Genomic DNA, 25,516 nt, shown 5'->3' on the forward strand with positions numbered 1-25,516 from the left:
TGAGGGGCAGAAAAAATTACGGGCGAGGGCCATGGAAGGTTTTACAATAATTGACGGGGTAGTTGCCCTGATCATCGTTATATCGGGTCTGCTGGCCTATTCCCGTGGCCTGTTGCGGGAAATTCTCGCGATCGCGGGATGGGTTGCGGCGGCAGTTTTGGCATTCATTTTCGCACCACAGGCCGTTCCACTGGTCAAAGAAATCCCCGTTGTCGGAGATTTCCTGCGCGACAGTTGTGAATTGTCGGTTATCACCGGGTTCGCTGGCGTGTTTGCCATTGCCCTGATCGTGGTTAGTATATTTACCCCACTGTTCTCATCTCTTGTGCAACGGTCTGCGCTGGGCGGCTTGGATCAGGCACTTGGGTTTTTCTTTGGAATCGCGCGCGGCATCCTTTTGGTGGCGATTGCCTTCTTCGTCTATGACACAGTCATGACGGGTCAATCCTACACCATCGTCGACGAAAGCCGGTCAGCCAAAGTGTTCGAACAATTCAGCGACAAAATCGAAGAGCAAAACCCCGAAGCCGCGCTGGGGTGGGTAACATCCCAATATGAAGAACTGGTAGCCAGCTGTGGTGAAAGCGCCGATCCATCCGACGCACCTGCCGCCCCTGAAGCACCTGCAGCGGAATAAAGCAAAAGCCCGGTCAAAGCCGGGCTTTTTCAATTCGACTTAGACAAACCCTTCTCCGGCGCAAACGGTGCATCTGATGTTTTTCAGCCCAAAGCACCCTTCGCAACGGGACATGACGGGCTTGCCAAAAATGTCCCGACTTTTGATCACTTCACCTGCGCCTCCGCAAATCTGACAGGGTGCGCGCCCCATTCCACGGCATCGGTGGCACCGGCGTTTTACCGGTTCTTGCTTTTTCTGACCTTGATTGTTTTGCCACATGTCTGAAATCCGCTTGGCTTGAAGAAACTATTGTTTCGGATTGTTTCCTCTATGACAGCACAAGCTGCGAAACCTGTCACCTTTTGTTCGGCCATTGTGGCAAATTCCACCTGCGTCAAATCGCAAATGTGATCCTTTGATGACACAGCCTCCGTAAGGCTTTATGTGAAGTCCGAACTGACATGGAATCGGAGCTGCCGATCTTGCTGTATCTGTTTTCTTTCGCGCCTGCCGCTTGCGACCAGGGCGCGTCTGCATCCCAAGATCTATGGGAAGTATCAGGCAAAGACACCGCCATGCTGATGTTCCGAACACCGCCACAACTTAAATCGTCATAGTAATTTGGAGCCCGTACATGTGTGGGATTTTGGGGATCGCAAGCAGAACACATGATGTGTTTGCGGAAATCTATGACGGGCTTCTGATGCTACAGCACCGGGGTCAGGATGCATCGGGTATCGTCACTTATACCGGAGAGTTCTTCCGCGAAAAGAAAGCCAACGGGCTGGTCAAGGACGTGTTTAACGCACAGGACGCCGATACCCTGCTTGGAAAGGTCGGCATTGGCCATGTGCGCTATCCGACCGCCGGGTCGCTCAGCGCGGCCGAGGCGCAGCCGTTCTTCGTGAATGCCCCGTATGGCATCTACCTGGTTCATAATGGCAATATCACCAACACTGCCGCACAGCGTGAGAAGGTCACCGGAAAATACAGCCGCCACCTGCGCACAACGTCAGATTCGGAAATTCTGCTGAACGTTCTGGCGGACAAGGTCGCTGACGCAATCAAGGTCAATGGCAACGCCGAGCCCATTCGCAATATCTTTGCCGGTGTGAAGATGACGATGGAACGGGTACAGGGCGCTTATTCGGTGATCTGCCTGATTGCAGGTGTCGGAATGCTGGCCTTCCGCGACCCGCACGGAATTCGCCCGCTCTCGGTGGCCATCCGCGAAACCGAAAGCGGTGGCGACGACTTTGCGTTTGCCTCGGAAGATGTGGCCTTTGGCATCAACGGCTTCAACAAGATGCGCGACCTGCGCCCTGGCGAAGCGATCCTGATCGACCTGGACGGCAACATGCACGAATTCCAGGCGGTCGAAGGCAAGCTGACACCCTGTATCTTTGAATATGTCTATCTGGCGCGTCCGGATTCTCTGTTGGACGGCGTCTCTGTCTATAAAACGCAGATGCGTATGGGGCAGACGCTGGCCAAACAGATCCAGGAATCAGGGCTTGAGATTGATCGGATCATCCCGGTCCCAGACAGCGCCCGCCCCGTCGCGCTTGAGGCGGCCAAGATCACCGGCATTCCCTATCGCGAAGGTCTGGTAAAGAACCGCTATGTCGGACGAACGTTCATCATGCCCGGTCAGGCCGAACGTCAGAAATCCGTGCGCCGCAAACTGAATGCGGTTCCGCTGGAGTTTGACGGCCACAATGTTCTGTTGATCGATGATTCCATCGTCCGCGGGAACACGATCAAGAAGATTGTGCAAATGTGCCGCGAGGCTGGAGCCAAGAAGGTCTACATTGCCAGCGCCTCACCGCCGGTGAAATACCCCAATGTCTATGGCATCGACATGCCCACCAAACATGAGCTGATTGCCCATGGCAAAGAGGTCGAGGAAATCCGGCAAGAGCTCGGTGCAGACGCCCTGATCTATCAGCATCTGGACGATCTGATCTGGGCCGCCAAGGAAGGAAATCCAGAAATCGAAGCGTTCGACTGTTCGTGTTTTGACGGAAAATACATCACCGGAAGCGTCAGCAAAGACTATCTGGATACGCTCGAAAGCAGCTCACGCGTTAGTAAGAAACGTGAAGACATGCAGGTGCCCGGCGGATCCTGGAATGCGGCGAAGCTGGCTTCGGGATAAGTTTCCGGCGAATCGGTAGCTCTCTGCCCGGTCCAAGCCGGGCGGTTTCCGACCTGCATCGGTGTAAATTCGCTTAGTTTCCGCGCACAACTTTTTGGCGAAGGAAATGCAATCGCAATGGGTTCACCGATTGCCTTTTGAAAGTGACGGAACGGACAATTCACCAGACCTTTTGTTCCCTTATTGCGTTTGATAGCCCGCCTCCAACCACTCATCAAAAGGGGTTGGGGCCGCGCGCCGCAACCGCACTCTATGTCAAACAAAACCGTCACAAGCGCGGCCACGCAACAGGGCGCGCTTAGCAAAAACTCTGTCACCCTGCTTGGGGTGTTTGGGCCAAAAGCCGATATGCGCGCGCTGATGCGGATGTCTTCTGGCCGGGTCAAAGAGGTCAAGCTGGGCAGCCGTGTGTCTTCAGGTACTATTGTGGCCATTGATGCCGAGGGCATCATGCTGCGACAAAGCGGTCAGACGACGCGCATAGCGATCCCAGGCAGCTAATCCTGTCTTGACGCGCTGCACGCTTGGGTTCAAACCGCAGTCATGACCGATCAGACTAAAATCGCCCTCATCACCGGGGCCTCACGCGGGCTGGGCGCTGCCCTGGCCGAGGCGCTGGCACCAGAGTACCACATCGTCGCTGTCGCCCGTACCACCGGCGGGTTGGAAGAACTGGACGACCGCATCAAAGCAAAGGGCGGTTCAGCCACCCTGGCTCCGATGGATATTGCCGACCCGAATGCGATGGCCACTCTGTGTCGTGGCATCCATGATCGCTGGGGCAAGGTGGACCTGTGGCTGCATACTGCGGTTCACACTTCGGCCCTGACGCCGACCCATTTCATTGACCCCAAGGAATGGACCAAAGCCATTAACACCAACGCAACCGCCACGTCGGTCCTGATCCCCTATGTTGCGCCTTTGCTGGGTGAGGCCGGCCATGCGGTGTTTTTCGATGATCCGAAGGCGGGTGAGAAATTCTATGGCATCTACGGTGCCACCAAGGCGGCGCAGATGGCTCTGGCCCGTAGCTGGGCGCTGGAAACTGAGCGCACCGGGCCGCGTGTGAGCATCGTGGAACCGGCTGCCATGCCAACTGCCGTGCGTGCCCGGTTTCATCCCGGTGAGGATCGGGAGGCATTGACCAGCACCGCAGATGAAGCGGCGCGCATTCTGGCTCTGTTATAGGAATGGCCCATTGGGCCATGCCTCCGGCGGAGGTATTTTTAGCCAGATGAAGCCGGCGGATTACGCGATGTGAACACCGTTTCTTCCGGCCAGATCGACGAAGAATTGCCATGCAACACGGCCCGAGCGCGCACCACGTGTGGCCTGCCATTCGATCGCTTCGGCGCGCAGGGAGTTTGCGTCGACCGAGACGCCGTAAGAAGCACAATAGCGGTCGATCATGGCAAGGTATTCGTCCTGATCGCAAGGATGGAAACCCAGCCATAGCCCGAACCGGTCCGACAGTGAGACCTTCTCTTCTACGGCCTCAGACGGGTTGATGGCGCTGGAACGTTCATTTTCGATCATATCCCGCGGCATCAGGTGGCGGCGGTTTGAGGTGGCGTAGAACACCACATTTTCCGGGCGACCTTCGATGCCACCGTCCAGCACTGCCTTGAGCGATTTGTAGTGCTGATCATCGTGGCTGAAGGACAGGTCATCACAATACAGGATGAACCGATGCGGCGCGGCGCGTAGATGGTTCAGCAGACGCGCGACCGAGCCCATATCCTCGCGCTGCAGCTCAACCAGTTTCAGATCGGGATGTTCGTTCTGCAAGGTGCCGTGGACCGCTTTGACAAGGCTGGATTTGCCCATACCGCGCGCACCCCAGAGCAGTGCATTGTTGGCCTTAAATCCAGCGGCAAAGCGGCGTGTATTGTCCAAAAGTGTATCGCGAGACCGGTTGATACCCACCAAGAGATCCAAATCGACCCGATTGACCTGCTTAACCGGTTCCAGGCGGTCGGGTTCGACATGCCAGACAAAAGCCGGAGCTGCGGCAAAATCGGGCGCGGCCAAAGGCGCCGGGGCCATGCGATCCAGCGCGTCGGCAATACGGTTCAGGGCTTGTGTATCCATTGGGGCCTCCGGTCGTGTTTGGAGGGTCTCAAACCATGTTCCGCCCGGCGCGACAAGAGCGGCGCATGAAAAAGGCGCGCCGGGATGGGCGCGCCTGTTCATAGCTTGATCGCAGCTTTATTTGCCGTCTTCTTCGTGGATGATATCGGCATCCGCCTCTTCTTCGTCGTCATAGTAGCCTTCTGCGCGCAGCTCGGCCTCGCGCTTTCTCTCAACTCGGGCGACAAGGAAAATCGACACCTCATAGAGGCCATAGACCACGACAAACAGGATGATCTGAGTGATCACATCCGGCGGCGTCACAAGGGCGGCCAGCACTAGAATGCCCACCATGGCGTATTTGCGGACACTGCCCAAACCTTCGGCGCTGACCAGACCGGCCTTACCCATCAAGGTCAGCAGAACCGGCAGCTGGAAACACAGGCCAAAGGCAAGGATGAATTTCAGCGTGATATCCAGCGATTCATTCACCTTGCCGAAGAACGTGATCTTCACGCCCTCGGTGGTTTCGGGCACAACCACGATCTCTTCTGGAACATCTCCGGTAGTCGCCGACAACAGATTGGCAAAAATCGAACTGACATCCGCAAAGCCCAAAAAGAACTGCATGGCCAGCGGCGTTACCACGAATTGTGCAAAAGATGCCCCAAGCAGGAACATGAACGGCGAGGCGACCAGGAATGGCAGGAAAGCGCCCTTCTCGGACCTGTACAGACCGGGCGCCACAAAGCGCCAGAGTTGATAGGAGATCACCGGGAAGGCCAGCGCAAACCCAAACACCATCGAAATTCGGAACAGCGTAAACAGATATTCCTGTGGCGAGGTATATTGCAAAGTCGGAGACGGATCGCCCAGATCGCGCAGCGTTGCCTCGATTGGTTGGACCAGGAATTGCAGGATAGGTTCCGCGACCGTAAAGGCCAGGACAATGCCAATTACAAAGGCAATGACCGCGCGGATCAACCGCGTGCGCAGTTCCGCCAGATGCTCGATCAATGGGGCCGAGCTGTCTTCGATCTCGTCTGTGTCGGTCATGATTTGCCTTCGGTTTTCAGCGCGGCTTCGGCCTCTTCAGCCTTGGCCAGCGCGTCGGCGGCTTCTTTCGCCTTCCGCTCGGCCGCAGCGCGTGCGGTCGAGGCCTGGATCTTCTTGGCCTGTTCGGCCCGTTCGGCGGCCAGCTTACCGGTCTCGCTATCGGGGTCAAACTTGGTGGGGTCGATACTTTTGGCCAGGTCCTGCGCGGCTTCTTTCACACCATCCATGGCGCTGCCTACAGGGTTGGTGGCCGCGTTGAGACCTTTTTTGATGTCATTCACACCCGCCTGATCCGCCGCATCGTTCATGGCACTGCTGAATTCGCGCGCCATGCCACGGGCCTTGCCGACAAAACGACCGACATTACGGAACAAAACCGGCAGATCCTTTGGCCCCACAACGATCAGGGCAACGACGCCGATGACCAGAAGCTCGGTCCAGCCCAGATCAAACATACCGGATCAGACCTTGTCTTTGTCGGTCTCGGGCGTGACGTCTTTGGCCAGCTCGGATGCGTCCTGATCCAGTTCCTCTGCGCCTTCTTTGACGCCCTTCTTGAATGACGTAATGCCTTTGCCCACTTCGCCCATCAACGAGCTGATTTTGCCACGGCCGAATAGCACCAGAACCACAACTGCGATCAGCAGAATGCCGGGAAGGCCAATATTGTTGAGCATCTCTCTTCTCCTATAACGTCGGCGCCGTACGCCGGAAATGTGATCTGGGTCCGTGTCTACGCCCGCTGGCCCGCCTGCAAAAGTGAGTTGGTTCAAATCTGCGTTCAAATTTGATCCGATCCGATGTTTTTTACGGCCTCGGATTGATCAACTGACAGGTTTGTGTCAGTTGATAGGGGCTAGGTAGGCGGTATCGAAACCTGGTCAACGGAGATTCACATGACCCATGTTGCAGAAATCGTCACCTTCACCCTCGCCAACGGGACAACCCCGGAAGAGTTTGTAAAACTCAGCCAAGCGTCCGAAGCCTTTGTACGCGCAGCTCCGGGGTTTGCCCATCGTCAACTCAGTCAAGGCGAAGACGGGCGCTGGACTGACTACGTGATCTGGACCGATATGAAGGCCGCACAGGACGCAGCTGCGCAGTTCCCGCAGCAGGGTTTTGCGCCCGCACTGATCGCAGCGATCAACCCCGAAGGCATGCAGATGCGCCACGAGAACGTGCTATGGAACATGACCGCATAACCCCGGTCAGAGCGGCGTGTCATGCGCCGTACTGATCGTCTGTTCGACATTATTCAGATCCTGCGCGACGGTGGCTTGCACCGTGCGCAGGACATTGCGGATCGGCTCGAGGTGTCGGTCCGCACGATCTATCGCGACATGGATACGCTGGCCGCCTCGGGCGTTCCGGTCGAAGGTGAGCGCGGCGTGGGCTATATGGTGCGTGAGCAGATCACCCTGCCCCCGCTGAATCTGACCCCGGCCGAACTGGAAGCGCTGAACCTTGGCATGGCAATCGTGGCCGAGGCCGCCGACCCCGACTTGAAAACCGCCGCCGAGTCTTTGGCTGAAAAGATCGACGCCGTGCTGCCGACACAGGTGATTGCCGAGGCTGACAGCTGGAAATTTGCGGTATACCCCTTTGCCGATGCCGCACGCGGGCTGGCGCATATGGCCCCGATCCGCGCCGCCATCAAATCACGACAAAAATTACGTCTGAGTTACCGCAGGATCGACGGCGTGTTGACCGAGCGCACCATTCGGCCATTGCATATGGAGTATTGGGGACGAGTCTGGACGCTGACTTCCTGGTGTGAACTCCGCGATGGTTTCCGGGTCTTCCGAATTGACCTGATCGAAACCGTCCTTCCCCTGCCCGAGATTTTTGCAGACGAGCCGGGAAAGCGTCTGAGCGATTACGACCCATACGCTTAACCCTGCCGTCATCGGGTTGGGATTATCCCTGCCAGCGGCATGGCCCTGACGGGGCCATTCTTATCATTTCAGATAGGGCTCTGGATCTACAGATTCGAAGCCTTTGCGCACTTCGAAATGGACATAGGCGTTGTCCCCGCTCCGCAGCGAGGCAATCTTCTGCCCTCGTCGCACGCGCTCCCCTTTCTTGACCGTGATATCTGCCACATTGGCATAGACGGTCAGCAGATCACTGTTGTGTTTAACAACGATGATCGGAACCTGATCTGCATCAGCAGTGATCGCCGCAACAGTTCCCGCCTCTGCCGCCATTACAGGCGATCCTGCGGCCGCTGCGATGTCGATCCCCTCGTTCTTTCCCTTTTGATAGGTGCGGATAATCGTACCGTTCACAGGAAGCCCAAGCGCCGAATTACTTTGGTTTGTTGGTGCCTCGGCGGTCACATCAGGCGCCGGAGTGGCCGGGGAAATGGTTTCGTCGGGCAAAGGCTGCGTAGCACTGGGCGGCGTCGGTGTCGGAGACCCCTGGCCGGGCTGTGTCACATTCGTTGCAGGCACAGCAGCTTTGCGCGGTGCGGATTGGCTTTTCACCGGGATCAGAAGGAACTGGCCTTCGCGGACGGTAAAATCGGAATCCAATCCATTCCAGTCTGACAGCGCCTCAACGGGAACGTCATAGAGGCGTGAAATTGTAAATGCCGTTTCACCACGTTTCACCTTGTGGCGGATCGGTTCGGGACCGGTTGGTGCCGGTGCCGCCGCAGGTTTTGCGGGCTCAAGCGTTGATGTACGGACCGAGCCATTTGCGGGGGCCTCGTCGATTGCCGTACCAGCTATCGTCGCAATATCGACAGAGCTTGCGGAACCGACCGTCTGGGGCAGTGCCACAACTTCGCCCTCGCGCAGGGTATCTGTAGGCATTAGACCATTGAAACGCGCCAGCTCTCCTTCAGGCAAGCCAACCCTTGCGGCCAAGTCTCTGACAGTGTCGCCGCGGCGAGCAATCGCCACTTGATAGGTCGGATATGTGATGACACCCCTGGCATCCGGTGCGGGCCGGTTGGTCGTCGCCGACTGTGCTGCTTCGGCGGTGGAAAAACCGCCTACCTGTCCGCGAAGATCATAGTCCAGCGGCCCTTCGCACCCAGCCAGGATTGCAAGGCTAGCCACTCCTAACGCACAGCGGCGCATTGCTGATTTGGAAACTGCTCTCATTTTATTGTCCTCGACACCTGCCCTTGTTCATCGGGGTTCCGGCGCATTTTGCAGAATATTCCTTTAAGCTCCATCCTTCCCAAGCCCTTCTAACAAGGGCACAAAACGGACAGGCAACAATTCGTCATAGTCCAAACCGGATTCGGTGCGTCGGACCCTGATCAACGTCTGGACCGTATCCGACTGCCCCACCGGCAAGACCATGATACCGCCGATTTTGAGCTGCGCCAAGAGCGGCCCGGGCGGGTCCTCGGCAGCTGCGGTCACGATGATACGATCAAACGGGGCTTGCTCGGGCAAACCAAACGAACCATCCGACAACATTGCCGTCACATTCGTCAGCCCCAAATCACGGAACAACTGGCCGGTTTCGCGCACAAGTCGCTTATGACGCTCGACCGTATATACCCGGCGTGCCAGTTTCGACAGGATCGCGGCCTGATAGCCCGATCCCGTCCCGATCTCGAGCACGGTATCACGCGGACGTACTTCCAGCGCCTGCGTCATCAGCCCAACGACAGACGGTTGGCTGATCGTCTGGCCGCACGTAATCGGCAGCGGCGTATCCTCATAGGCGCGTTCTGCAAACAGGCCTTTGACAAATCTGCCGCGATCTATCTGCTCCATTGCTGCCAGCACGCGTGCATCCGTCACCCCGCGCGAGCGCAGGGCAAACAGGAACTGCATGGTTGTTTCAGGGTCCAGTCCGCTCATTCGATCGACTTTAACGCTTCCAGCGCGTCATGCGCCGTCAGATCCGCACGCATTGGTGTGACCGAGATATAGCCTGCCAGATTGACGGCAGCATCCGTCCCAGGTGCAGTCGGGTTGTGTTGATACCCGCCCTTGATCCACAGAAACCGCCGCCCCGAAGGTGAGCTGTGCGGCTCGACCGAGAAATGTGTGTCACGCCGATAACCCTGAGGGGCAATCCGGGTGCCCAGTACTTCATTCGCAGGCACTGGGGGGAAATTGACGTTGTAAAACAAACGGTAATCGCCTTGTTCTGCCGGCGCCGCGCCCAGTATCTTACGTACCAGTTCAGCACCAAATCGGGTCGCGGATTCGAACGGGTCATCCAGCCCCAAATTGCGCGGACCGAAATATTGAGACAGGGCAATAGCCGGAACCCCCTGCAGGGCCGCCTCCATCGCGCCCCCGACTGTGCCAGAATACAGCGTATTCTCGGCCGAGTTGTTCCCACGATTCACACCAGATAATACCAGGTCGGGTGGCGCGTCCTTCATCACATCGTGCAAACCAGCCAAGACACAATCAGCTGGTGATCCTTCCGCAGCAAAACGGCGTTCTCCCAGCTTGGCAACCATCATCGGGTGCGTGTAGCTGATGCAATGCCCCACGCCGGATTGCTCGAAAGCGGGCGCAACGACCCAGACTTCTCCGCCCGGTCCGGCCAGATCGGCAGCAATCGCCTCGAGTGCGATAAGTCCCGGCGCATTGATACCGTCATCATTGGTTAAAAGAATACGCATATGCCCCATCCACCGCAGCGTTTTTTCCTTGATAGACCCAGCCCCGCACTGCGGCAAGCAACCCGCAGGTGCAATCTGAGGCTTTCACGCACCACTTGCGCCTAAACTGCAGTTTTAGACCCTATTTGGGGAATACAAAGCACCGATCGCGGCGAATGGTCAGCCACATGACCCGCCCCGCTTGCGGGACAAACACGTTGGGAACGGTCGCTTTCAAGATTGAATCATCATAGTCCATACGGAATTCAATCAAGCTTTCGTTGCCCAGAAAACGCGCCCGTTCCACCACGCCACGCGCGGCAACGCCGTCTGTTGCTGTCGGCAATGGGCCCTTGCCGTTGCGGTCGAAATCCAAACGCATGTGCTGAGGCCGAAACACAATCTCGACATTCGTGCCATCCGGCACGCCCGGAGCGAGAAACTGACCAAATGGGGTATCAGCCAAAGCTCCGTTAACTTGCGCGCCTAACACATTTATATCGCTAAAGAATGCAACTGCAGCTTTGTCCGCAGGACGGGTGTAGACGTTGTAAGGCGCACCCTGTTGAACGATTCTGCCACGGCGCATCAGGGCGATCTCATCGGCCATACGCATTGCTTCTTCGGGTTCATGGGTAACCAACAGGACAGCGGCGTCCTCTTCCTTGAGGATCGCCAGAGTTTCGTCCCGAATTCCATCGCGTAACCGGTTATCGAGCCCCGAAAACGGCTCATCCATCAACATGATCCGGGGGCGTGGGGCCAATGCGCGCGCCAGAGCCACCCGCTGTTGCTCACCGCCCGACAAGTGATGTGGAAAGCTGTCTGCGAAACGCATCAGGTCGACTTTGGCCAGCAACTCATCCACGCGTGCGCGTTTTTCATCTTTGCTACCCTTCAGGCCAAAGGCAACATTGTCAGCTACGCTAAGATGCGGGAACAGGGCAAAGTCCTGAAACATCAGGCCAATCTCGCGCCGCTCAGGCGGGACACGGAACACCGTATCGCAGATCAGCTTGCCATCGACATAGATCTGGCCTGTCTCTTGCATCTCGACACCGGCAATCATCCGCAGCGTCGTCGACTTGCCGCACCCTGACGGCCCCAACAGGCATGTCACCTGCCCCGCTTGCACGGTCAGCGAGACGTCATCAACCACCACCCGACCTTCGTACCGGGCGACCAGATTGCGAATTTCCAGACGCGGAGGAGTTGCGTTTACTGTCACCGATGGACCCCGTAGCCTTACCCGATCAAATCAATCGGGCTTGGGCGGGGATAGCAACCCCTCCCTTTGGGTGCAAGGGATCAGCAGCAGCCGCCCGTTTCGGCCTGCCCGGTCGCCTCAAATGGGCTTTCACCACCGCAGCCTTCGAAGATGCCGTAATGGGTTGAGAAATCACCGATGAACTCAAAGTGCCGCGCAAACCGCGTGTCTTTGAGCATCATCCATGTGTTGCCGCACACCGGAAACACCTTATCCGTCGCGATTGCGTGGTGGTCATCCAGCTCAAATATGTGCGCCGCATTGGGCACAGTGCCCATATAGATCACGGCCTGACCATAATCTTCGCAGGCGGGTTCCAACGCAGGTAACTTGAACAGACGATAGGTGGCTGACAGGAATTTGAGCGGTGCCACGCGGTCCTCAAGAACCGGGTTTTCGATGGTCAAGGGGCGGTGCGTGACTCGACGCGGGTCGCCGAAACCGGCTTTGCGAGACATCGACAGAAAGTCATTCCAGTACAGCGCACCGGACAGACACTCGCCATACAGAACCTCATCCTCGGCCATTGCCTGCGGTACGCGACGATCCGCATAAACGTCCGAGAAATACATCTCTCCGCCGTCCTTAAGCAGGCGGTGCGCGCCGCACAGAACTGCCTCCTTATCGGTGGCCAGGTTGATCACGCAGTTCGAAACGATGATATCGAAAGACCCCGCCTTTAAGTCCAGTTCATCCAGCTTTTCGATGTAGCCGTGATGGAATTCCACGTTGCTTTGGGCATATCCAAAGGTTTCGGCGTGATAATCCTGATGCGCGCGGGCGATATCCAACTGCTCGGGCGTCATATCCACGCCGACCACGCGCCCTTTCTCGCCCACCATGGCAGACAGGGCGTATACATCCCGACCCGCGCCACAGCCAAGATCAAGGATCCTCATCCCTTCCAGATCCAGCGGCGCGATCAGCCCGCAGCCGTAATAGCGGGTCAGCACGTCATCATGGACCTTGGCGAGGATCTTTTTCAGATGATCCGGCATATCGTCGGGCGTACAACACGCGTTGGTCTGCAGGTCCGCGCTGCTTTGCAGGACCTCGCCATAATAGTTCTGCACCGATTCATGCTTCATCGCTGTCATCCCCTGATCTGACTGATGTTGAGCTAACCCAGCACCGCGCACCGTGCAATCAAAAGCCGAGCAATCTGACGAAAGGTTGAGCTAGCCCAGCAGCTCAAAATCCAGATCCGCGCGCACCCGGCCATTCACCTGAATCTCCAGAAGATGTGCGCCGGGAACAAGCCTGAACGTGGTCGCATCGCCTTTGAGCTTGTGCTTTTTGCTCAAGGTCAGGTTTCCATTCCTTAGCGCGGCCTGTTTCAGCTTGTGAACTTTGGCCGATTTTTTGCCGCCAGGTCTTTGAAAATGGATGATATAATCAATCAAAACGGGTTGGTTCGCCTCACCAGCCAATGAAACATCAAACTCAAGCGCGCCACCAATCTTTGCCTGCCCATTTACCATAACCGAGACCTGTATATCGGCATCAGGGTCATATCCCAGCATCTTCATCGCGCGTGGGTGCCCGGCCTTAACCAGACCGCGCAGGGTATGAGAGGTCATCCACCGCAGCTCGTCCGCGTCTTGACGCTGTGAACGAGACCAGCCCTGCAGGCGGTCCAGTACCAGATCCGGGTCTTTTTTGGAGATGTCGTTCAGATGGTTGGCCACCGACCGCGTCACATAGCGCGTTTGGTCCTGATGTAGCCGATCCAGCAGAGGCAGCGGATCTGTTAATTCCAGCCCCACCGCCTGCCCCCATGGCAAACGCGGGCGGGTTCCTTCGGACACCAGACGCCGCACGTGATAGCTGTCATGTCCGCACCAATCCTCCAGCCGCTCCATGACGTGTTCGGGGTGGCGATTGAGAAATGGGCGAATGGCCCATTCCATCGAAAACCTCTGCGTCAGTTCAGCCAGCACGTCCAGCGCGAGGTCGGGGTGATCAAGGCCGACATTCACGACCCAATCCCCCAGCGGCGCAAAGATGAAATCGCCAAAATCGTCGTCGGTCTTGTTCGGATCCAGCGGCGGCGGCAAGGCTCGTAAAAGGGTCGGAGCGACAGTTGGCAGCTCACCCGGAACCTGTTGCTGCAGGCATTCGGCGATCCACGCCATCCGCTCTTTCAACTCAAGCTCGAGAAGGCGTGACATCACCTGCGTTTGAAACGCCTGTGCATCGAACCCTGGATCAGCCTTGGCAAAAAGCGCCGCCAGATAGCCGGTCTTTTCTGCATTAAACAACTGATCCTTCAGTGAAAACCCTTGCGCCATGGTCACATCGTCAGATTGGTCGCGCCACCATCCAACAGGATGTTCTGGCCGACGATAAAGCCCGCATGCTGCGAACACAGAAACGCGCAGGTTGCCCCAAACTCCTGCCGCGAGCCATAGCGGCGCGTGGGGATGGTTGCCTCACGCTGCGCGCGTGCCTCGTCAACGGAAATGCCTTGCTGCGCAGCCACACCACCGTCCAGAGAATCCGCCCGATCCGTCGCATGTATCCCCGGCAACAGGTTATTGATTGTCACACCATGCGGCGCGACCTGCCTGGACGTTCCGGCCACATATCCGGTTAGCCCGGTCCGTGCGGCATTAGACAGGCCAAGAACGGCAATCGGCGCACGTACGGATTGCGAGGTGATGTTCACCACCCGGCCCCAGCCCTTATCCATCATGCCGGGCAACAGGGCCTTCATGAAGGCAATCGGGGTCAGCATGTTGGCATCCAACGCCTTGATGAAGTCGTCACGCTGCCAATCCGACCACAGACCCGGAGGCGGACCACCGGCATTTGTCACAAGAATATCAACGGCCTGCGCGGCAGCAATCACTTGTGCCTGCCCCTCCTCTGAGGTCACATCACACGCAACACTCTGCACATCGACACCAAATTCCGAGCGCAAACGCGCGGCTTCAGCCTCTAACGCGTCGGCCCCTCGCGCGTTCATCACCAGATTCACACCAGCCGCCGCCAGAGCCTCGGCGCAGCCCAGACCCAACCCTTTGCTGCTGGCACAAACCAGCGCGCGCTTTCCTCGAATTCCCAGATCCATCTGTTCCTCCCCATCTGTGATTATCCGCATGTCTAGCACCCAGCAGACAGGGAAGACAGATTGATGACAAGGGGTTAGTAGAAGAACTCTTCCCGTACGATCTTGCCATCCGCGACGTGATACAGCGCAACTTCGCGCATATCGAAGCTCTCACCGCTTTCCTTGAACTTGCCCTGCACCTCAAAGATCACGGCAAAACGGTCTTCGCCATGCACCATCGGGTCACTGACGTTTCCGCCCGTCACTTCGGTCGAACTCTCCCACCAATCGTGCTTGCCACGGATCGCGTCGCGCCCATGCGCCTCGCGTCCCATACCGGATGCATCGACGGCCTCAACCGAAACGGCATCTGCCGCATACAGCTTATCCAGATTGGCCTTGGCCCGGTTTTCCCGGCATCCCGCCACCAGCTCATCGGCGATTTCTTTCAAATTCATTGATCCTCTCCATTATTTGTTCACTATATGTTCTTATTGCCACAGGCAGACGATTCGAACCAGCCTCTTTGTCTTGCTTCGGCAGAATTCCCCGCCTATACGCGCGACTATGCTTGATACCGCCACGAACCAACCCACCTTGCCGCCCGAGATCGCCCGGCGTCGGACATTTGCCATCATCTCGCACCCGGATGCGGGCAAGACGACCCTGACGGAAAAGTTCCTGCTGTATGGCGGCGCCATCCAGATGGCCGGTCAGGTACGCGCCAAGGGTGAGGCACGGCGGACACGTTCGGATTTCATGCAGATGGAGAAGGATCGCGGGATCTCGGTCTCAGCCTCGGCCATGTCCTTCGACTATGGAAACTTCCGGTTCAATCTGGTGGACACGCCCGGCCACAGCGATTTCTCGGAAGATACCTATCGCACTCTGACCGCTGTGGACGCGGCCGTGATGGTGATCGACGGCGCGAAAGGTGTGGAAAGCCAGACCCAGAAACTGTTTGAGGTCTGCCGCCTGCGCGACCTGCCGATCCTGACCTTCTGTAACAAGATGGACCGCGAAAGCCGCGATACGTTCGAGATCATCGACGAAATTCAGGAAATGCTGGCCATCGACGTCACGCCCGCTGCCTGGCCGATTGGAGTAGGCCGCGACTTTATCGGCTGTTACGACATGCTGCGCGACCGGCTGGAGCTGATGGACCGCGCTGACCGTAACAAAGTGGCCGAAAGCATCCAGATCAACGGGTTGGACGACCCCAAGCTGGCTGAACATGTGCCCGAGCACCTGCTTGAGAAGCTGCTGGAAGAGGTTGAGATGGCACGCGAATTGCTGCCCGCGCTTGACCCCCAAGCGGTATTGGAAGGCCACATGACCCCGATCTGGTTCGGCTCGGCGATCAACTCGTTCGGCGTCAAGGAACTGATGGAAGGCATCGGCGCCTATGGTCCACAGCCACAGGTACAGTCCGCGGAACCCCGCCAGATCGCACCGGAAGAAAAGAAAGTGTCCGGATTTGTCTTCAAGGTTCAGGCAAACATGGACCCCAAGCACCGCGACCGGGTGGCATTTGTGCGCATGGCCTCGGGCCATTTCAAACGCGGCATGAAGCTGACCCATGTTCGATCGAAAAAGCCGATGGCAATCTCGAACCCTGTGCTGTTTCTTGCATCCGACCGGGAACTGGCCGAAGAGGCCTGGGCCGGAGACATCATCGGCATCCCAAACCACGGCCAGCTGCGCATCGGCGATACGCTGACCGAGGGCGAAGCGATCCGGGTAACCGGCATCCCTTCCTTTGCGCCGGAACTGCTGCAGACCGTGCGACCAGGCGATCCAATGAAAGCCAAGCATCTGGAAAAAGCCCTGATGCAATTCGCCGAGGAAGGCGCGGCCAAGGTGTTCAAACCGTCGATCGGATCGGGCTTTATCGTCGGCGTCGTTGGCGCGCTGCAATTCGAGGTTCTGGCCAGCCGGATTGAGATGGAATACGGCCTGCCGGTACGGTTCGAGGCGTCTCAGTTCACCTCCGCCCGCTGGGTCAGCGGTGAAAAAGCTGAGGTCGAGAAATTCGTCAATGCCAACAAGCAGCACATCGCTCATGATCATGACGGCGACATCGTCTATTTGACTCGCCTGCAGTGGGACATCGACCGGGTCGTGCGGGACTATCCCGACCTGAACCTGACCGCCACCAAAGAGATGATGGCGTGACAGGGTCACGAGCTTCATATGCCGGATAATGTCCCAAGCTGGGGCATTGTATCAACGATCCGGGGCTCGGCCCCGGACATACTTCGGTTTGCGGCCTATCACCTCGATCTCGGGGCCGACCGGATGTATCTGTATCTGGACGAGCCCTGCCCGGCTGCGTTCAACGCCCTGAACCGCCACCCACGGATCGAAATACGCAACTGCGACGAAGGGTACTGGGCGAACCGAAAGCGCGAGAGGCCCGACAAACATCAGGTCCGGCAAACCGCAAATGCCAGCTTTACTTACAGAAAGGCTGAGGTCGACTGGCTTGCCCATATTGATCTGGACGAGTTCCTCTGGCCGCAATCCGACCTTGGCGCGATATTAGCGGAGATTCCGCAACATATCCCAGCGGTGCGCGTTCGTCCGATCGAGCCCGTGGGCGGAACCGAAGACCTGTACAAAGCCTATATCCCCGCTGGTCAGGGCCGTGATGGGATCGTTCAGGCACTATATCCGAATTTTGGCGGATTTGTTCTTGCTGGATTCCTCAGCCATGTTCAGGGTAAGCTGTTTGTTCGCAAAGGCTTACCTAAGATCAATTTCCGGATTCACAATCTGTTTCAGGATGGCGAAATCCTCCCGACCAAGGTCGAGCTGCCCCAGGTTGATCTATGCCACCGTCATGCACCTGACTGGGATCATTGGCTAGCCCATTATCGGTTCCGGTTCGAAAAGGGCTCGTATCAGCCAGGCATGTCACCCAATGTTCCGCGCGAACAAGGCGGGATGAACATGAATGAATTACTGAGCTGGATCGAAAAAGAAGATGGGGCTCACGGCCTGCGGGTTTTCTATGATGAAATCAGTGGTGCCGACCAAGAAGTTCGCACCCGCCTCGAAAAGTTTGGGCTGATTAAGTACCATCCGCTGGATTTGGATGGAAAAGTCGCGAAACATTTCCCCGGAAGTACCTGAATTGTTGCGATAAATCCGCATGGTCAGCCGGTGTCGCAGCATAAAAGTGACTTCATTTGACCCTGCCCCGTGATTTTGTTATGTCCCGCCAAGCCGAAATGCACAAAATATCGCATGGCCATCCGGGCCCGGCACTTTCTTTACGCGCGGGCCAGGTTTTAGTGTCCGCAACAACCGGACATACATGACAAAGTTTAACGAACTGAACCTGAACCCGAAGGTCCTCAAAGCCATTGAGGAAGCCGGATACGAAACGCCAACACCGATCCAGGAAGGCGCAATCCCACCCGCGCTTGAGGGCAAGGACGTTCTGGGTATCGCCCAGACCGGTACAGGCAAAACCGCCAGCTTCACGCTACCGATGATCACATTGCTGGCCCGTGGCCGCGCACGTGCGCGCATGCCGCGGTCGCTGGTGCTGTGCCCGACGCGGGAACTGGCCGCGCAAGTGGCCGAGAATTTCGATACCTACTCAAAGCACTTGAAACTGACCAAAGCGCTGTTGATCGGCGGCGTCAGCTTTAAGGAGCAAGATGCGCTGATCGACCGTGGCGTCGACGTTCTGATCGCTACACCGGGTCGTCTGCTGGACCATTTCGAACGCGGCAAACTGCTGTTGACCGGCGTCCAGATCATGGTGGTGGATGAGGCCGACCGAATGTTGGATATGGGCTTTATCCCCGATATCGAACGCATTTTTTCGCTGACGCCGTTCACACGCCAAACGCTGTTCTTCTCAGCCACCATGGCGCCCGAGATTGAGCGGATCACCGATACATTCCTGTCGGCCCCAACCCGGATCGAAGTTGCCCGTCAGGCAACGGCCTCGGAAACCATCGAGCAAAGTGTGGTCATGTTCAAAGGTGGTCGCCGTGACCGCGAGGCCAGCGCCAAGCGCCAGGTCCTGCGTTCGCTGATCGACTCCGAGGGCGAAAAATGCACCAACGCGATCATCTTCTGCAATCGTAAGACCGATGTGGATATCTGTGCGAAATCGCTGAAGAAATACGGCTATGATGCTGCCGCGATCCATGGCGATCTCGATCAGTCACAACGGACGAAAACACTGGACGGTTTCCGTGACGGAACACTACGCCTGCTTGTCGCCTCGGACGTTGCAGCGCGCGGATTGGATGTGCCCTCGGTCAGTCATGTGATCAATTTCGACGTCCCCGGCCACCCCGAGGATTATGTGCACCGGATCGGCCGTACAGGTCGCGCCGGACGCGAAGGCAAAGCGATCACTATCTGTTCGGGACGCGATGAAAAAGCATTGGCCGCGATCGAGAAGCTGATTCAAAAAGAAATTCCTCGCTTGGACAATCCGGTAAAGGAAGAGCCGAAACCCGAGAGGCCAAAGCCCGAGAAAAAGGCCCGGCCAACAGAAGTCCGGCCAACAGAGGCCCCCAAAAGCGACGATAAAAGAGAAGATCGCAAGAAGGATAAAGAAGTCAGAGGCCGTGGACGGCGCGCTGACAACGGTCCTTCGGTCGTGGGAATGGGCGATCACCTGCCCAGCTTTATCGCGCTCAGCTTCGACGAACGCCGCACGGGTTAAATAGACAAAACCAACGCCAGAATTGATGCGCCCAATAACGTCATCCCGGCGATCTCGCGCCGGGTAATGGTTTCGCGGAAAAACAAGATCGACGCGAACAGGCTGAGGATCAGCTCGACCTGCCCCAGAGCCTTGACGTAGGCGGCGTTTTGCAAGGTGAATGCCAAGAACCAGCAGAACGATCCGCACAGGCTGGTCAGTCCGACAAATACGCCTGTTCGGCGTGTCTGCCACACGGCGCGCAGCTCGGCCCTGTCTCGCCACAACAGCCACAGGCCCATGCTGACGAACTGGAGCGAGACAACGACTGCCAGCGTCACAAGTGCCCGAAACCACGCATCAATCTCGCCCAGTTCAAGCGAGGCACCCCGATAACTGACCGAGGAAAACGCAAACAGCACACCTGATCCCAGGCCAAGCCGCGAGGCCCGGTTCGTCAGATGTCGCCACCACGCCCCGTCTCCACCGGGACTTTTCGACAGCAGCAACACAGCCGTCAGCCCCAGAAAGATCGCACCAAGCGACCAGGACGAGACCTGATCGCCCAGGACCAGAAAACCAACGATGGCGGTCTGGATTACTTCGGTTTTCTTAAAAGTTATGCCGACAGCAAAATTGCGCTGTTTGAACAAGGCGACGACACAGATCGTGGCAAGGATCTGAGCCGTTCCTCCAATAGTGGCAAACACCCAGAACCGGGCGGTCAACGGTGGCAAGGAATACCCCGTCAACTGCAGCGCCACGATCAGAGCGATTAGAACCAGCGGGATTGAATAGGCAAACCGGGCAAATGTCGCCCCGGCGGCCGTCAGCTTTACACTGCTCAGCGATTTTTGCAGCATGAACCGCACCGTCTGAAACGTTGCGGCGGCGATAGTGACAGGTATCCAGAGGCTCATGCCGCCTTTTGTGGCCGCAAATCAACCCTTTGGCCAGAGCGGATGCGCCACCGGGTCTTTTACCTTCCAGAAATACGCCCGGAAAACATCGGCATATGAAGGGTATACATAGGCCTTATTCGTGGCCAGATAGCCCTCTTTACCCTGCTGGTAGATCTTCGGAAGTTGATACCAGGGGGTACGCGGGTTCAGATGATGAACTACATGTAAATTGTTGTTCAAAAACAGAAAAGACAGTATCCCGCGATCTTCGATGATAACGGTTCTTGCCCCCACATCTTCATGCGCACGGTGTTCCAGAAAAGTGCGTATTTTGACAAGGCCAAGCCCCAAATACGCGGACAGGACATAGGCCCAGACCGGCATGGGCGACAAGGTCACGATCCAGATAACCGCAACCACGCCTGCCATATGCAAAGCCCATGCGCGCAATATGTCCCATTCGCCACGCGCGGCCCCTCGCAACTCGTCCCTGACAAAGGCAACCTGTCCGATTGCAGGGCCCAAAACGATCCGCCCCAGCAGAGTATTGTTCACCGATAACAACCGCCTGTGCCAATGGCCTAGCCCCGACCAAACTTTTGGGTCCAGATAGTTTGATTCAGGATCATCATAGGGATCGGTCAGCGTTGCATCCCGATGATGGGCCAGATGTAAGTCTCGGAACCGCTGATATGGGATGAACAAGCTCAAAGGCAGCGCCATCAGCGCCTCATTCATCCATCTGGTGCGAAAAGGATGCCCGTGCAGCGCCTCATGCGTTAATGATGAATGTAACGCGGCCACCGCGCCCATCACTGGAACCGCTAACCAGATGGGCAGGAAGAAGATCACGGCCAGCCAGGCAGCATAACAGGCCAGCATCAGCGTGAAAGTGCCCCATTCCGGGCCCGAACGCTCAAGCATTGCGGCCCCAGGAAATGCCCGCCCAGACCCTCTCATAAATCACATAGAGCGTCAGACCGATTGCTGTGTTCACCACGGCCAGTGTTCCGCCAATCGCGGCGGATCCTGTGGCGATCAACCCGATCACCGACATGATGATCAGGCCCATCATGTTCCACACAACCGCTTTCACGACCGATCTGCGCCGTGTTTCCATTCCGTCACCCATAATATTGTTATGGCTTAAGAATTACGGCCCATCGATTAGGTTGAACATTCTGAATATGATTAACAAAACTCATCAAACATGATATTTATCACCACATGCAGGATAAAATAGACAAACGCGACCGTGCGGCTCAATTCCGTTTGCGCCTGGCCCGCGCAATGGAAGAACGCCAAATCAGCCGAAGCGCCCTCGCGCGCCAGATCGGTGTTGACCGCTCAACCGTATCGCAACTGTTGACCGATCACGGGGCACGGTTGCCGAATGCCCATGTTGTCGGAAGCTGCGCGACGGCATTGGGTGTTTCGGCGGACTGGTTGCTGAGCCTGTCTGACCGGCCGGAAAGCGCGGCCGAGTTGCTGGCTTTGTCACTGAGCATGACTGAGGCCCCCCGCGCCCTGGTAGACGAGCGCATATTCGAGTGGCACCAAGAGGCAGCGGGTTACAAAATCAGATATGTTCCTGCGACCTTGCCCGACATGCTCAAGACCCGCACCGTTCTGGAATGGGAATACGCACCGCATCTGGGGCGCACGGCAGATCAGGCCATAGGTGCGTCCGAAGATCGACTGACCTGGATGCGCAGCGCCCAGTCCGATTATGAGATCGCAATGCCGATGTACGAAATCGACAGCTTTGCGCATGCAACCGGCTATTATCAAGGCCTTAGCCTTCGCAAGCGGCTGGATCAGATTGACCACCTTTTGGAGTTGTGTGAACAGCTCTACCCACGGCTGCGTATCTATCTGTTCGATGCCAAACGGCTATATTCGGCTCCCGTAACGATTTTCGGTCCACTTCTTTGCGTGTTTTACGCAGGAAGCCATTACATGGCCTTTCGCGATCGCGACCGGATTGAAATTTTCAGCCGCCATTTCGACACTCTGGTTCGCGAGGCGGTCGTGACCGCACGGGACTTTCCAGAGCACCTGCAACAGCTCAGAGCAGCGATTTCCCGCGACATGTGATGCATCCCCGTACAACCTGTGGTATCGTCGCCGGGCGCGAACTTTCGGGCATTCCGACCACAGACGGAGGACCACAGGAATGGACGCACTGAAAACAGCCCAATATGCACGGGCTTTGTACACGGCGCACGGTGACCAGGCCGAGGCAGAAGCCGCGATGAAAATGCGCGAATGCGAGGCCGCCGGGAACGCTAAGCAAGCCCGCGATTGGCAAGCCGTTCGTCAGACCATCCGCCAGATCCGAGGCCCCAACCAGGGCTAGGTTACAGTTTCGGGTCGGGATTGACCGTGTGACCATCCACCGCGATCACCTGACCCGACACCAACCGCGCCGCGCCAGAGGCCAGAAAGACAGCCATATTGGCGATGTCCTGCGCTTCGACGAAACGACCCATGGACGTGCCCGAGGCATAGCCCTGATAGACCTCGTCCCGGCTCATGCCTTTGGTCGCCGCCTCGCGTGCCAGAACGCCTTCCATCCTTGGGCCCTCCACCGCGCCGGGACAAATCGCATTGGCGCGGACGCCGTGAGGGCCAAGCTCCATCGCCAGTGTTTTCATCAATCCGATCACCGCCCATTTGGCCGCGGCATAGGGCGCACGAAAGGGATAGCCATATTGCCCCGCAGTGGATGAGGTCAGGATGATGCTGCCCGCCCGGGCGGATTTCATCAGCGGCGCGGCGTATTTGGCCGCCAGAAACGCCCCCTCCAGATTGACCGCTACGCAGCTACGCCAATCATTCAGGTCGATATCCTCGATTGCGCTGGTTGGCCCGGCAATTCCCGCATTGGCGCAGAGCGAATCCAGACCACCCGCATCAGAAATCGCGGCGAACACGGCATGCATATCACCCTCATCCGACACGTCAGCATGGTGGGCTGTCCAATGATCCGGCACGCCATCTAGCGCCGCCCGATCAATATCTGTGATCCAGACATCATACCCGGCCGCATCAAACGCCTCTGCCATAGCCCGACCAACACCCGAAGCGCCAGCCGTCACCAACACCCGGCAGGTCATGAGGGTTTCCGGATCGCAACCCCGGCCCCTTCGGGATAAGGCAATCCGGCCTGCGCTTCGGCGATGCGGGCCATAGCGGCCTCAATGCTGGGCGATGGCGGGCTGGGGCGGCGTGTTTCCAGGCTGACATGCAGCAAAAAGCTCTCCCCGGTCGCCAGCAGCGTCTCACCGCTATACATGCTGTGGAACACGTGCAGTTTCTTGCCCTGCCCCAACAGCATCTGGGTGCGCACCTCAATCTTTGCGCCCGCATGGACCTCATTCATGTAACGAATGTGGTTTTCCGCAGTGAAATAGCTGCCCCCGGACGAGATATATTCCATATCGCAGCCGATGATCTCCATGAACCGGTCGGTGGCGGCGGCGAAGGCCTCAAGGTATTTGGCTTCGTTCATATGACCGTTGTAATCGGTCCAATCCAAAGGCACGGCACGAGACAGAGTCAGGATCGGTTGGCTCAGATCCGCTTGCTCCAATGATGGCAGCGCACCCGGTTTCAGCAGAGCATCATGCTGGTTCAGCACCGCCCCCGCGCCCCAGTTCTGCGCCTTGAGTGCGCGCATCATCCCCACGAGGTTGTTGTCGCGGATACGCTCCAGCTCGCGGATCGAATGCATGCCTGATTGCGCATCCGACTGATCCGCAATCAGATCCACAAGCTCGTCAGTGAATTCGGGCACATCCATCAGCTTGGTCCAGGGCCATTTCAGTGCCGGGCCGAACTGCGCCATGAAATGCCGCATCCCAGCCTCGCCGCCGGCGACACGATAGGTTTCGAACAGACCCATCTGCCCCCAACGGATGCCAAACCCCATACGGATCGCCTCGTCGATTTCCTCGGTCGTGGCGACGCCGTCCTTGACAAGCCACAGCGCCTCGCGCCAGACGGCCTCAAGGAACCGATCAGCGATATGTGCGTCGATCTCTTTCTTGACGTGCAGCGGGAAGAACCCGACCGATTTCAGGACCTCTTGCGCCCGTTCGATCATCTCCTGCGGGTTCGCACCAGTTGGCACCAGTTCGATCAGCGGCAGCAGGTAGACCGGGTTGAACGGGTGCGTCACCACGATCTGTTCGGGGCGCAGCGCGCCCTCCTGTAACTCTGACGGCTTGAACCCGCTGGTTGAGGACCCGATGATCGCTCCCGGATCACAAGCCTCTTGCAAGCCCTTGTAAACCTTCAACTTCAGGTCCAGCCGTTCCGGCACGCTTTCCTGAATCCAAGCAGCACCCTGCACTGCATCGGCCATATCGTTATGGAATGACAACGCACCTTCAGGCGGCAACGGGACGTCGCTCAGCCCCGGTAGCGAGCGGCGCGCATTGTCCAAAACTTCTCCGATCTTACGCTCGGCTTCCGGGTCCGGGTCGAATACCCGAACGTTCCAACCGTTCAGCAGGAACCGCGCGGCCCATCCGCCGCCGATAACTCCGCCGCCAATGATTGCTGCTGTTTTTGTCATCACTTCACTACTTTCAACTCTTGAGGGTCAAACCCATTTTCGCTCAGTACGTCACGCGCAATCGTCAGTTGATTTTGTGTGATCGTTAAATCTCTGCTCAGTACAACTGCAAACGACCTATCTGGGCGGGCCAATACAACCATCTGCTCCCCGTCACCCACGTAGATGATGTGAAACTTTGAGGGGCTTGCGGCAGTGATGTCATATTCAAGTGCAGACTCGGATCGCCGGGTAGGCACGCTCAGGTGGTTTTCAAAGCAATCACTTGCTCCTGCGATGTACCCAAAACATTCGGTCCGGTCCGGGTCACGCAATTGATAGCTAGGGTATGGCTGTCCCTCAAGCCTCACAAAAAGCCGCTGCTTGCCCTTGCTTTTGCGTCTGGACGCAGCAACCTCAAAATACGGTTCGTCAAAGATCGACCAGTTCACCGCTTCGACGGGTTGAATATTAAATTGACGTGCTCGAAAGCCCTCATTGTCTACCAAGCCACACGTTGGAATCAATCCAACGAGCAAGCATCCAACTACCCATGAAAGAACTCGGCGGAACATGG

The 25,516-nt window shown here is 57.4% G+C and carries 29 protein-coding genes; 11 read left to right on the forward strand and 18 right to left on the reverse strand.

The window, feature by feature from the left end:
• The first annotated feature begins 31 nt into the window (after window positions 1–31).
• The 4 genes from AC2FH2_RS02940 (at window position 32) to AC2FH2_RS02955 (ending at window position 3,965) form a co-directional block, all read left to right on the forward strand.
• On the forward strand, window positions 32–637 hold the full coding sequence (locus AC2FH2_RS02940) for a CvpA family protein (RefSeq protein WP_142633482.1): 606 nt from the start codon (window positions 32–34) through the stop codon (window positions 635–637).
• A 616-nt stretch (window positions 638–1,253) separates the two neighbouring features.
• A complete protein-coding gene (purF, locus tag AC2FH2_RS02945; protein WP_281994533.1) occupies window positions 1,254–2,777 on the forward strand; it encodes an amidophosphoribosyltransferase in 1,524 nt (507 codons plus the stop codon).
• Window positions 2,778–3,029: 252 nt separating this feature from the next.
• A complete protein-coding gene (locus AC2FH2_RS02950) occupies window positions 3,030–3,278 on the forward strand; it encodes a hypothetical protein (protein ID WP_496688283.1) in 249 nt (82 codons plus the stop codon).
• A gap of 42 nt (window positions 3,279–3,320) precedes the next feature.
• On the forward strand, window positions 3,321–3,965 hold the full coding sequence (locus tag AC2FH2_RS02955; RefSeq protein ID WP_496688285.1) for an SDR family NAD(P)-dependent oxidoreductase: 645 nt from the start codon (window positions 3,321–3,323) through the stop codon (window positions 3,963–3,965).
• Window positions 3,966–4,025: 60 nt separating this feature from the next.
• On the opposite strand, the gene AC2FH2_RS02960 is transcribed toward AC2FH2_RS02955, so the two are convergent.
• The 4 genes from AC2FH2_RS02960 to AC2FH2_RS02975 form a co-directional block, all read right to left on the reverse strand.
• Window positions 4,026–4,868 carry an ATP-binding protein gene (locus AC2FH2_RS02960; protein WP_496693451.1) on the reverse strand — a complete coding sequence of 281 codons (843 nt, stop codon included), beginning with the start codon at window positions 4,866–4,868 and terminating at the stop codon, window positions 4,026–4,028.
• 117 nt (window positions 4,869–4,985) lie between these two features.
• On the reverse strand, window positions 4,986–5,903 hold the full coding sequence (gene tatC, locus AC2FH2_RS02965; protein WP_142633471.1) for a twin-arginine translocase subunit TatC: 918 nt from the start codon (window positions 5,901–5,903) through the stop codon (window positions 4,986–4,988).
• A complete protein-coding gene (gene tatB / locus AC2FH2_RS02970) occupies window positions 5,900–6,358 on the reverse strand; it encodes a Sec-independent protein translocase protein TatB (protein WP_281971998.1) in 459 nt (152 codons plus the stop codon). The genes tatC and tatB overlap by 4 nt, the downstream gene beginning before the upstream one ends.
• Before the next feature lie 6 nt (window positions 6,359–6,364).
• On the reverse strand, window positions 6,365–6,580 hold the full coding sequence (locus tag AC2FH2_RS02975) for a twin-arginine translocase TatA/TatE family subunit (RefSeq protein WP_142633467.1): 216 nt from the start codon (window positions 6,578–6,580) through the stop codon (window positions 6,365–6,367).
• Between the two features lie 219 nt (window positions 6,581–6,799).
• Here AC2FH2_RS02975 and AC2FH2_RS02980 point away from each other — a divergent pair, with 219 nt between their 5' ends.
• Window positions 6,800–7,105, forward strand: coding sequence for a hypothetical protein (locus AC2FH2_RS02980; RefSeq protein ID WP_142633465.1), 306 nt, complete (start codon window positions 6,800–6,802; stop codon window positions 7,103–7,105).
• 21 nt (window positions 7,106–7,126) lie between these two features.
• On the forward strand, window positions 7,127–7,798 hold the full coding sequence (locus tag AC2FH2_RS02985) for a helix-turn-helix transcriptional regulator (RefSeq protein ID WP_496822810.1): 672 nt from the start codon (window positions 7,127–7,129) through the stop codon (window positions 7,796–7,798).
• A gap of 63 nt (window positions 7,799–7,861) precedes the next feature.
• Here AC2FH2_RS02985 and AC2FH2_RS02990 read toward each other — a convergent pair whose 3' ends face one another.
• The 8 genes from AC2FH2_RS02990 to AC2FH2_RS03025 form a co-directional block, all read right to left on the reverse strand.
• A complete protein-coding gene (locus AC2FH2_RS02990) occupies window positions 7,862–9,013 on the reverse strand; it encodes a peptidoglycan DD-metalloendopeptidase family protein (RefSeq protein ID WP_496822811.1) in 1,152 nt (383 codons plus the stop codon).
• A 63-nt stretch (window positions 9,014–9,076) separates the two neighbouring features.
• Window positions 9,077–9,727 carry a protein-L-isoaspartate(D-aspartate) O-methyltransferase gene (locus AC2FH2_RS02995; protein ID WP_496712946.1) on the reverse strand — a complete coding sequence of 217 codons (651 nt, stop codon included), beginning with the start codon at window positions 9,725–9,727 and terminating at the stop codon, window positions 9,077–9,079.
• Window positions 9,724–10,506 (reverse strand): 5'/3'-nucleotidase SurE, encoded by a 783-nt coding sequence (surE, locus tag AC2FH2_RS03000; protein ID WP_496822812.1) that lies wholly within the window; start codon window positions 10,504–10,506, stop codon window positions 9,724–9,726. The genes AC2FH2_RS02995 and surE overlap by 4 nt, the downstream gene beginning before the upstream one ends.
• Window positions 10,507–10,627: 121 nt before the next feature.
• Window positions 10,628–11,713 (reverse strand): ABC transporter ATP-binding protein, encoded by a 1,086-nt coding sequence (locus AC2FH2_RS03005; protein ID WP_496822813.1) that lies wholly within the window; start codon window positions 11,711–11,713, stop codon window positions 10,628–10,630.
• A gap of 80 nt (window positions 11,714–11,793) precedes the next feature.
• On the reverse strand, window positions 11,794–12,840 hold the full coding sequence (locus AC2FH2_RS03010; RefSeq protein WP_496822814.1) for a methyltransferase domain-containing protein: 1,047 nt from the start codon (window positions 12,838–12,840) through the stop codon (window positions 11,794–11,796).
• A gap of 90 nt (window positions 12,841–12,930) precedes the next feature.
• Window positions 12,931–14,043 (reverse strand): DNA alkylation repair protein, encoded by a 1,113-nt coding sequence (locus AC2FH2_RS03015; RefSeq protein ID WP_496728525.1) that lies wholly within the window; start codon window positions 14,041–14,043, stop codon window positions 12,931–12,933.
• Between the two features lie 2 nt (window positions 14,044–14,045).
• Entirely contained in the window at window positions 14,046–14,825 is a 780-nt protein-coding gene (locus tag AC2FH2_RS03020; RefSeq protein ID WP_496728527.1) for an SDR family oxidoreductase, read from the reverse strand.
• Between the two features lie 74 nt (window positions 14,826–14,899).
• A complete protein-coding gene (locus tag AC2FH2_RS03025; RefSeq protein ID WP_142633450.1) occupies window positions 14,900–15,262 on the reverse strand; it encodes a nuclear transport factor 2 family protein in 363 nt (120 codons plus the stop codon).
• Window positions 15,263–15,371: 109 nt separating this feature from the next.
• Between AC2FH2_RS03025 and AC2FH2_RS03030 the strand changes: the two genes are divergently transcribed.
• From AC2FH2_RS03030 to AC2FH2_RS03040, 3 genes are all read left to right on the forward strand, one after another.
• Complete coding sequence (locus AC2FH2_RS03030) at window positions 15,372–16,979, forward strand: peptide chain release factor 3 (protein ID WP_281971993.1); 1,608 nt, start codon at window positions 15,372–15,374, stop codon at window positions 16,977–16,979.
• Window positions 16,980–16,997: 18 nt separating this feature from the next.
• The gene (locus AC2FH2_RS03035) at window positions 16,998–17,939 is read left to right on the forward strand and encodes a glycosyltransferase family 2 protein (RefSeq protein ID WP_281971992.1); all 942 of its coding nucleotides are present in this window, start codon (window positions 16,998–17,000) and stop codon (window positions 17,937–17,939) included.
• A gap of 184 nt (window positions 17,940–18,123) precedes the next feature.
• On the forward strand, window positions 18,124–19,497 hold the full coding sequence (locus AC2FH2_RS03040; protein ID WP_281994523.1) for a DEAD/DEAH box helicase: 1,374 nt from the start codon (window positions 18,124–18,126) through the stop codon (window positions 19,495–19,497).
• On the opposite strand, the gene AC2FH2_RS03045 is transcribed toward AC2FH2_RS03040, so the two are convergent.
• Genes AC2FH2_RS03045 through AC2FH2_RS03055 form a run of 3 tightly spaced genes read right to left on the reverse strand, consistent with a single transcriptional unit; the run spans window position 19,494 to window position 21,498 of the window.
• Complete coding sequence (locus AC2FH2_RS03045; RefSeq protein ID WP_496712936.1) at window positions 19,494–20,396, reverse strand: EamA family transporter; 903 nt, start codon at window positions 20,394–20,396, stop codon at window positions 19,494–19,496. The genes AC2FH2_RS03040 and AC2FH2_RS03045 overlap by 4 nt on opposite strands.
• Before the next feature lie 21 nt (window positions 20,397–20,417).
• Window positions 20,418–21,302, reverse strand: coding sequence for a fatty acid desaturase (locus AC2FH2_RS03050; RefSeq protein WP_496822815.1), 885 nt, complete (start codon window positions 21,300–21,302; stop codon window positions 20,418–20,420).
• Window positions 21,295–21,498, reverse strand: a complete 204-nt coding sequence (locus AC2FH2_RS03055; protein ID WP_271947413.1) for a DUF2061 domain-containing protein — start codon at window positions 21,496–21,498, stop codon at window positions 21,295–21,297. Before AC2FH2_RS03055 ends, AC2FH2_RS03050 begins: the two co-directional genes overlap by 8 nt.
• 107 nt (window positions 21,499–21,605) lie before the next feature.
• Between AC2FH2_RS03055 and AC2FH2_RS03060 the strand changes: the two genes are divergently transcribed.
• Both AC2FH2_RS03060 and AC2FH2_RS03065 read left to right on the forward strand, forming a co-directional pair.
• Window positions 21,606–22,475: a helix-turn-helix domain-containing protein gene (locus AC2FH2_RS03060; protein ID WP_142633438.1), complete on the forward strand. Its 870-nt coding sequence runs from the start codon at window positions 21,606–21,608 to the stop codon at window positions 22,473–22,475.
• Window positions 22,476–22,554: 79 nt separating this feature from the next.
• Window positions 22,555–22,737 carry a hypothetical protein gene (locus AC2FH2_RS03065; protein WP_271947417.1) on the forward strand — a complete coding sequence of 61 codons (183 nt, stop codon included), beginning with the start codon at window positions 22,555–22,557 and terminating at the stop codon, window positions 22,735–22,737.
• Window position 22,738: 1 nt separating this feature from the next.
• Here AC2FH2_RS03065 and AC2FH2_RS03070 read toward each other — a convergent pair whose 3' ends face one another.
• The 3 genes from AC2FH2_RS03070 to AC2FH2_RS03080 are packed head-to-tail and all read right to left on the reverse strand — an operon-like array spanning window position 22,739 to window position 25,514.
• Window positions 22,739–23,497: an SDR family oxidoreductase gene (locus tag AC2FH2_RS03070; RefSeq protein ID WP_496675922.1), complete on the reverse strand. Its 759-nt coding sequence runs from the start codon at window positions 23,495–23,497 to the stop codon at window positions 22,739–22,741.
• On the reverse strand, window positions 23,494–24,960 hold the full coding sequence (locus AC2FH2_RS03075) for a carnitine 3-dehydrogenase (RefSeq protein WP_496822817.1): 1,467 nt from the start codon (window positions 24,958–24,960) through the stop codon (window positions 23,494–23,496). The genes AC2FH2_RS03070 and AC2FH2_RS03075 overlap by 4 nt, the downstream gene beginning before the upstream one ends.
• Entirely contained in the window at window positions 24,960–25,514 is a 555-nt protein-coding gene (locus tag AC2FH2_RS03080; RefSeq protein ID WP_496822818.1) for a lipocalin/fatty acid-binding family protein, read from the reverse strand. Before AC2FH2_RS03080 ends, AC2FH2_RS03075 begins: the two co-directional genes overlap by 1 nt.
• Between the last annotated feature and the right edge of the window lie 2 nt (window positions 25,515–25,516).

The sequence above is a fragment of the Ruegeria sp. YTSA105 genome, assembly GCF_059610225.1.

Bases quoted from the DNA above. Each gene is read 5' to 3' on its own strand.
- AC2FH2_RS02990 (WP_496822811.1), bottom strand. From the start codon at position 9,013: ATGAGAGCAGTTTCCAAATCAGCAATGCGCCGCTGTGCGTTAGGAGTG.
- AC2FH2_RS03010 (WP_496822814.1), bottom strand. From the start codon at position 12,840: ATGAAGCATGAATCGGTGCAGAACTATTATGGCGAGGTCCTGCAAAGC.
- purF (WP_281994533.1), top strand. From the start codon at position 1,254: ATGTGTGGGATTTTGGGGATCGCAAGCAGAACACATGATGTGTTTGCG.
- AC2FH2_RS03045 (WP_496712936.1), bottom strand. From the start codon at position 20,396: ATGAGCCTCTGGATACCTGTCACTATCGCCGCCGCAACGTTTCAGACG.
- AC2FH2_RS03030 (WP_281971993.1), top strand. From the start codon at position 15,372: ATGCTTGATACCGCCACGAACCAACCCACCTTGCCGCCCGAGATCGCC.
- AC2FH2_RS03040 (WP_281994523.1), top strand. From the start codon at position 18,124: ATGACAAAGTTTAACGAACTGAACCTGAACCCGAAGGTCCTCAAAGCC.
- AC2FH2_RS03020 (WP_496728527.1), bottom strand. From the start codon at position 14,825: ATGGATCTGGGAATTCGAGGAAAGCGCGCGCTGGTTTGTGCCAGCAGC.
- AC2FH2_RS03060 (WP_142633438.1), top strand. From the start codon at position 21,606: ATGCAGGATAAAATAGACAAACGCGACCGTGCGGCTCAATTCCGTTTG.
- AC2FH2_RS02975 (WP_142633467.1), bottom strand. From the start codon at position 6,580: ATGCTCAACAATATTGGCCTTCCCGGCATTCTGCTGATCGCAGTTGTG.
- AC2FH2_RS02980 (WP_142633465.1), top strand. From the start codon at position 6,800: ATGACCCATGTTGCAGAAATCGTCACCTTCACCCTCGCCAACGGGACA.
- AC2FH2_RS03075 (WP_496822817.1), bottom strand. From the start codon at position 24,960: ATGACAAAAACAGCAGCAATCATTGGCGGCGGAGTTATCGGCGGCGGA.
- AC2FH2_RS03055 (WP_271947413.1), bottom strand. From the start codon at position 21,498: ATGGAAACACGGCGCAGATCGGTCGTGAAAGCGGTTGTGTGGAACATG.
- AC2FH2_RS03025 (WP_142633450.1), bottom strand. From the start codon at position 15,262: ATGAATTTGAAAGAAATCGCCGATGAGCTGGTGGCGGGATGCCGGGAA.
- AC2FH2_RS03035 (WP_281971992.1), top strand. From the start codon at position 16,998: ATGCCGGATAATGTCCCAAGCTGGGGCATTGTATCAACGATCCGGGGC.
- tatC (WP_142633471.1), bottom strand. From the start codon at position 5,903: ATGACCGACACAGACGAGATCGAAGACAGCTCGGCCCCATTGATCGAG.
- AC2FH2_RS03015 (WP_496728525.1), bottom strand. From the start codon at position 14,043: ATGGCGCAAGGGTTTTCACTGAAGGATCAGTTGTTTAATGCAGAAAAG.
- AC2FH2_RS02995 (WP_496712946.1), bottom strand. From the start codon at position 9,727: ATGAGCGGACTGGACCCTGAAACAACCATGCAGTTCCTGTTTGCCCTG.
- AC2FH2_RS02950 (WP_496688283.1), top strand. From the start codon at position 3,030: ATGTCAAACAAAACCGTCACAAGCGCGGCCACGCAACAGGGCGCGCTT.
- AC2FH2_RS03080 (WP_496822818.1), bottom strand. From the start codon at position 25,514: ATGTTCCGCCGAGTTCTTTCATGGGTAGTTGGATGCTTGCTCGTTGGA.
- surE (WP_496822812.1), bottom strand. From the start codon at position 10,506: ATGCGTATTCTTTTAACCAATGATGACGGTATCAATGCGCCGGGACTT.
- AC2FH2_RS03070 (WP_496675922.1), bottom strand. From the start codon at position 23,497: ATGACCTGCCGGGTGTTGGTGACGGCTGGCGCTTCGGGTGTTGGTCGG.
- AC2FH2_RS02960 (WP_496693451.1), bottom strand. From the start codon at position 4,868: ATGGATACACAAGCCCTGAACCGTATTGCCGACGCGCTGGATCGCATG.
- AC2FH2_RS02985 (WP_496822810.1), top strand. From the start codon at position 7,127: ATGCGCCGTACTGATCGTCTGTTCGACATTATTCAGATCCTGCGCGAC.
- tatB (WP_281971998.1), bottom strand. From the start codon at position 6,358: ATGTTTGATCTGGGCTGGACCGAGCTTCTGGTCATCGGCGTCGTTGCC.
- AC2FH2_RS02940 (WP_142633482.1), top strand. From the start codon at position 32: ATGGAAGGTTTTACAATAATTGACGGGGTAGTTGCCCTGATCATCGTT.
- AC2FH2_RS03065 (WP_271947417.1), top strand. From the start codon at position 22,555: ATGGACGCACTGAAAACAGCCCAATATGCACGGGCTTTGTACACGGCG.
- AC2FH2_RS03050 (WP_496822815.1), bottom strand. From the start codon at position 21,302: ATGCTTGAGCGTTCGGGCCCGGAATGGGGCACTTTCACGCTGATGCTG.
- AC2FH2_RS02955 (WP_496688285.1), top strand. From the start codon at position 3,321: ATGACCGATCAGACTAAAATCGCCCTCATCACCGGGGCCTCACGCGGG.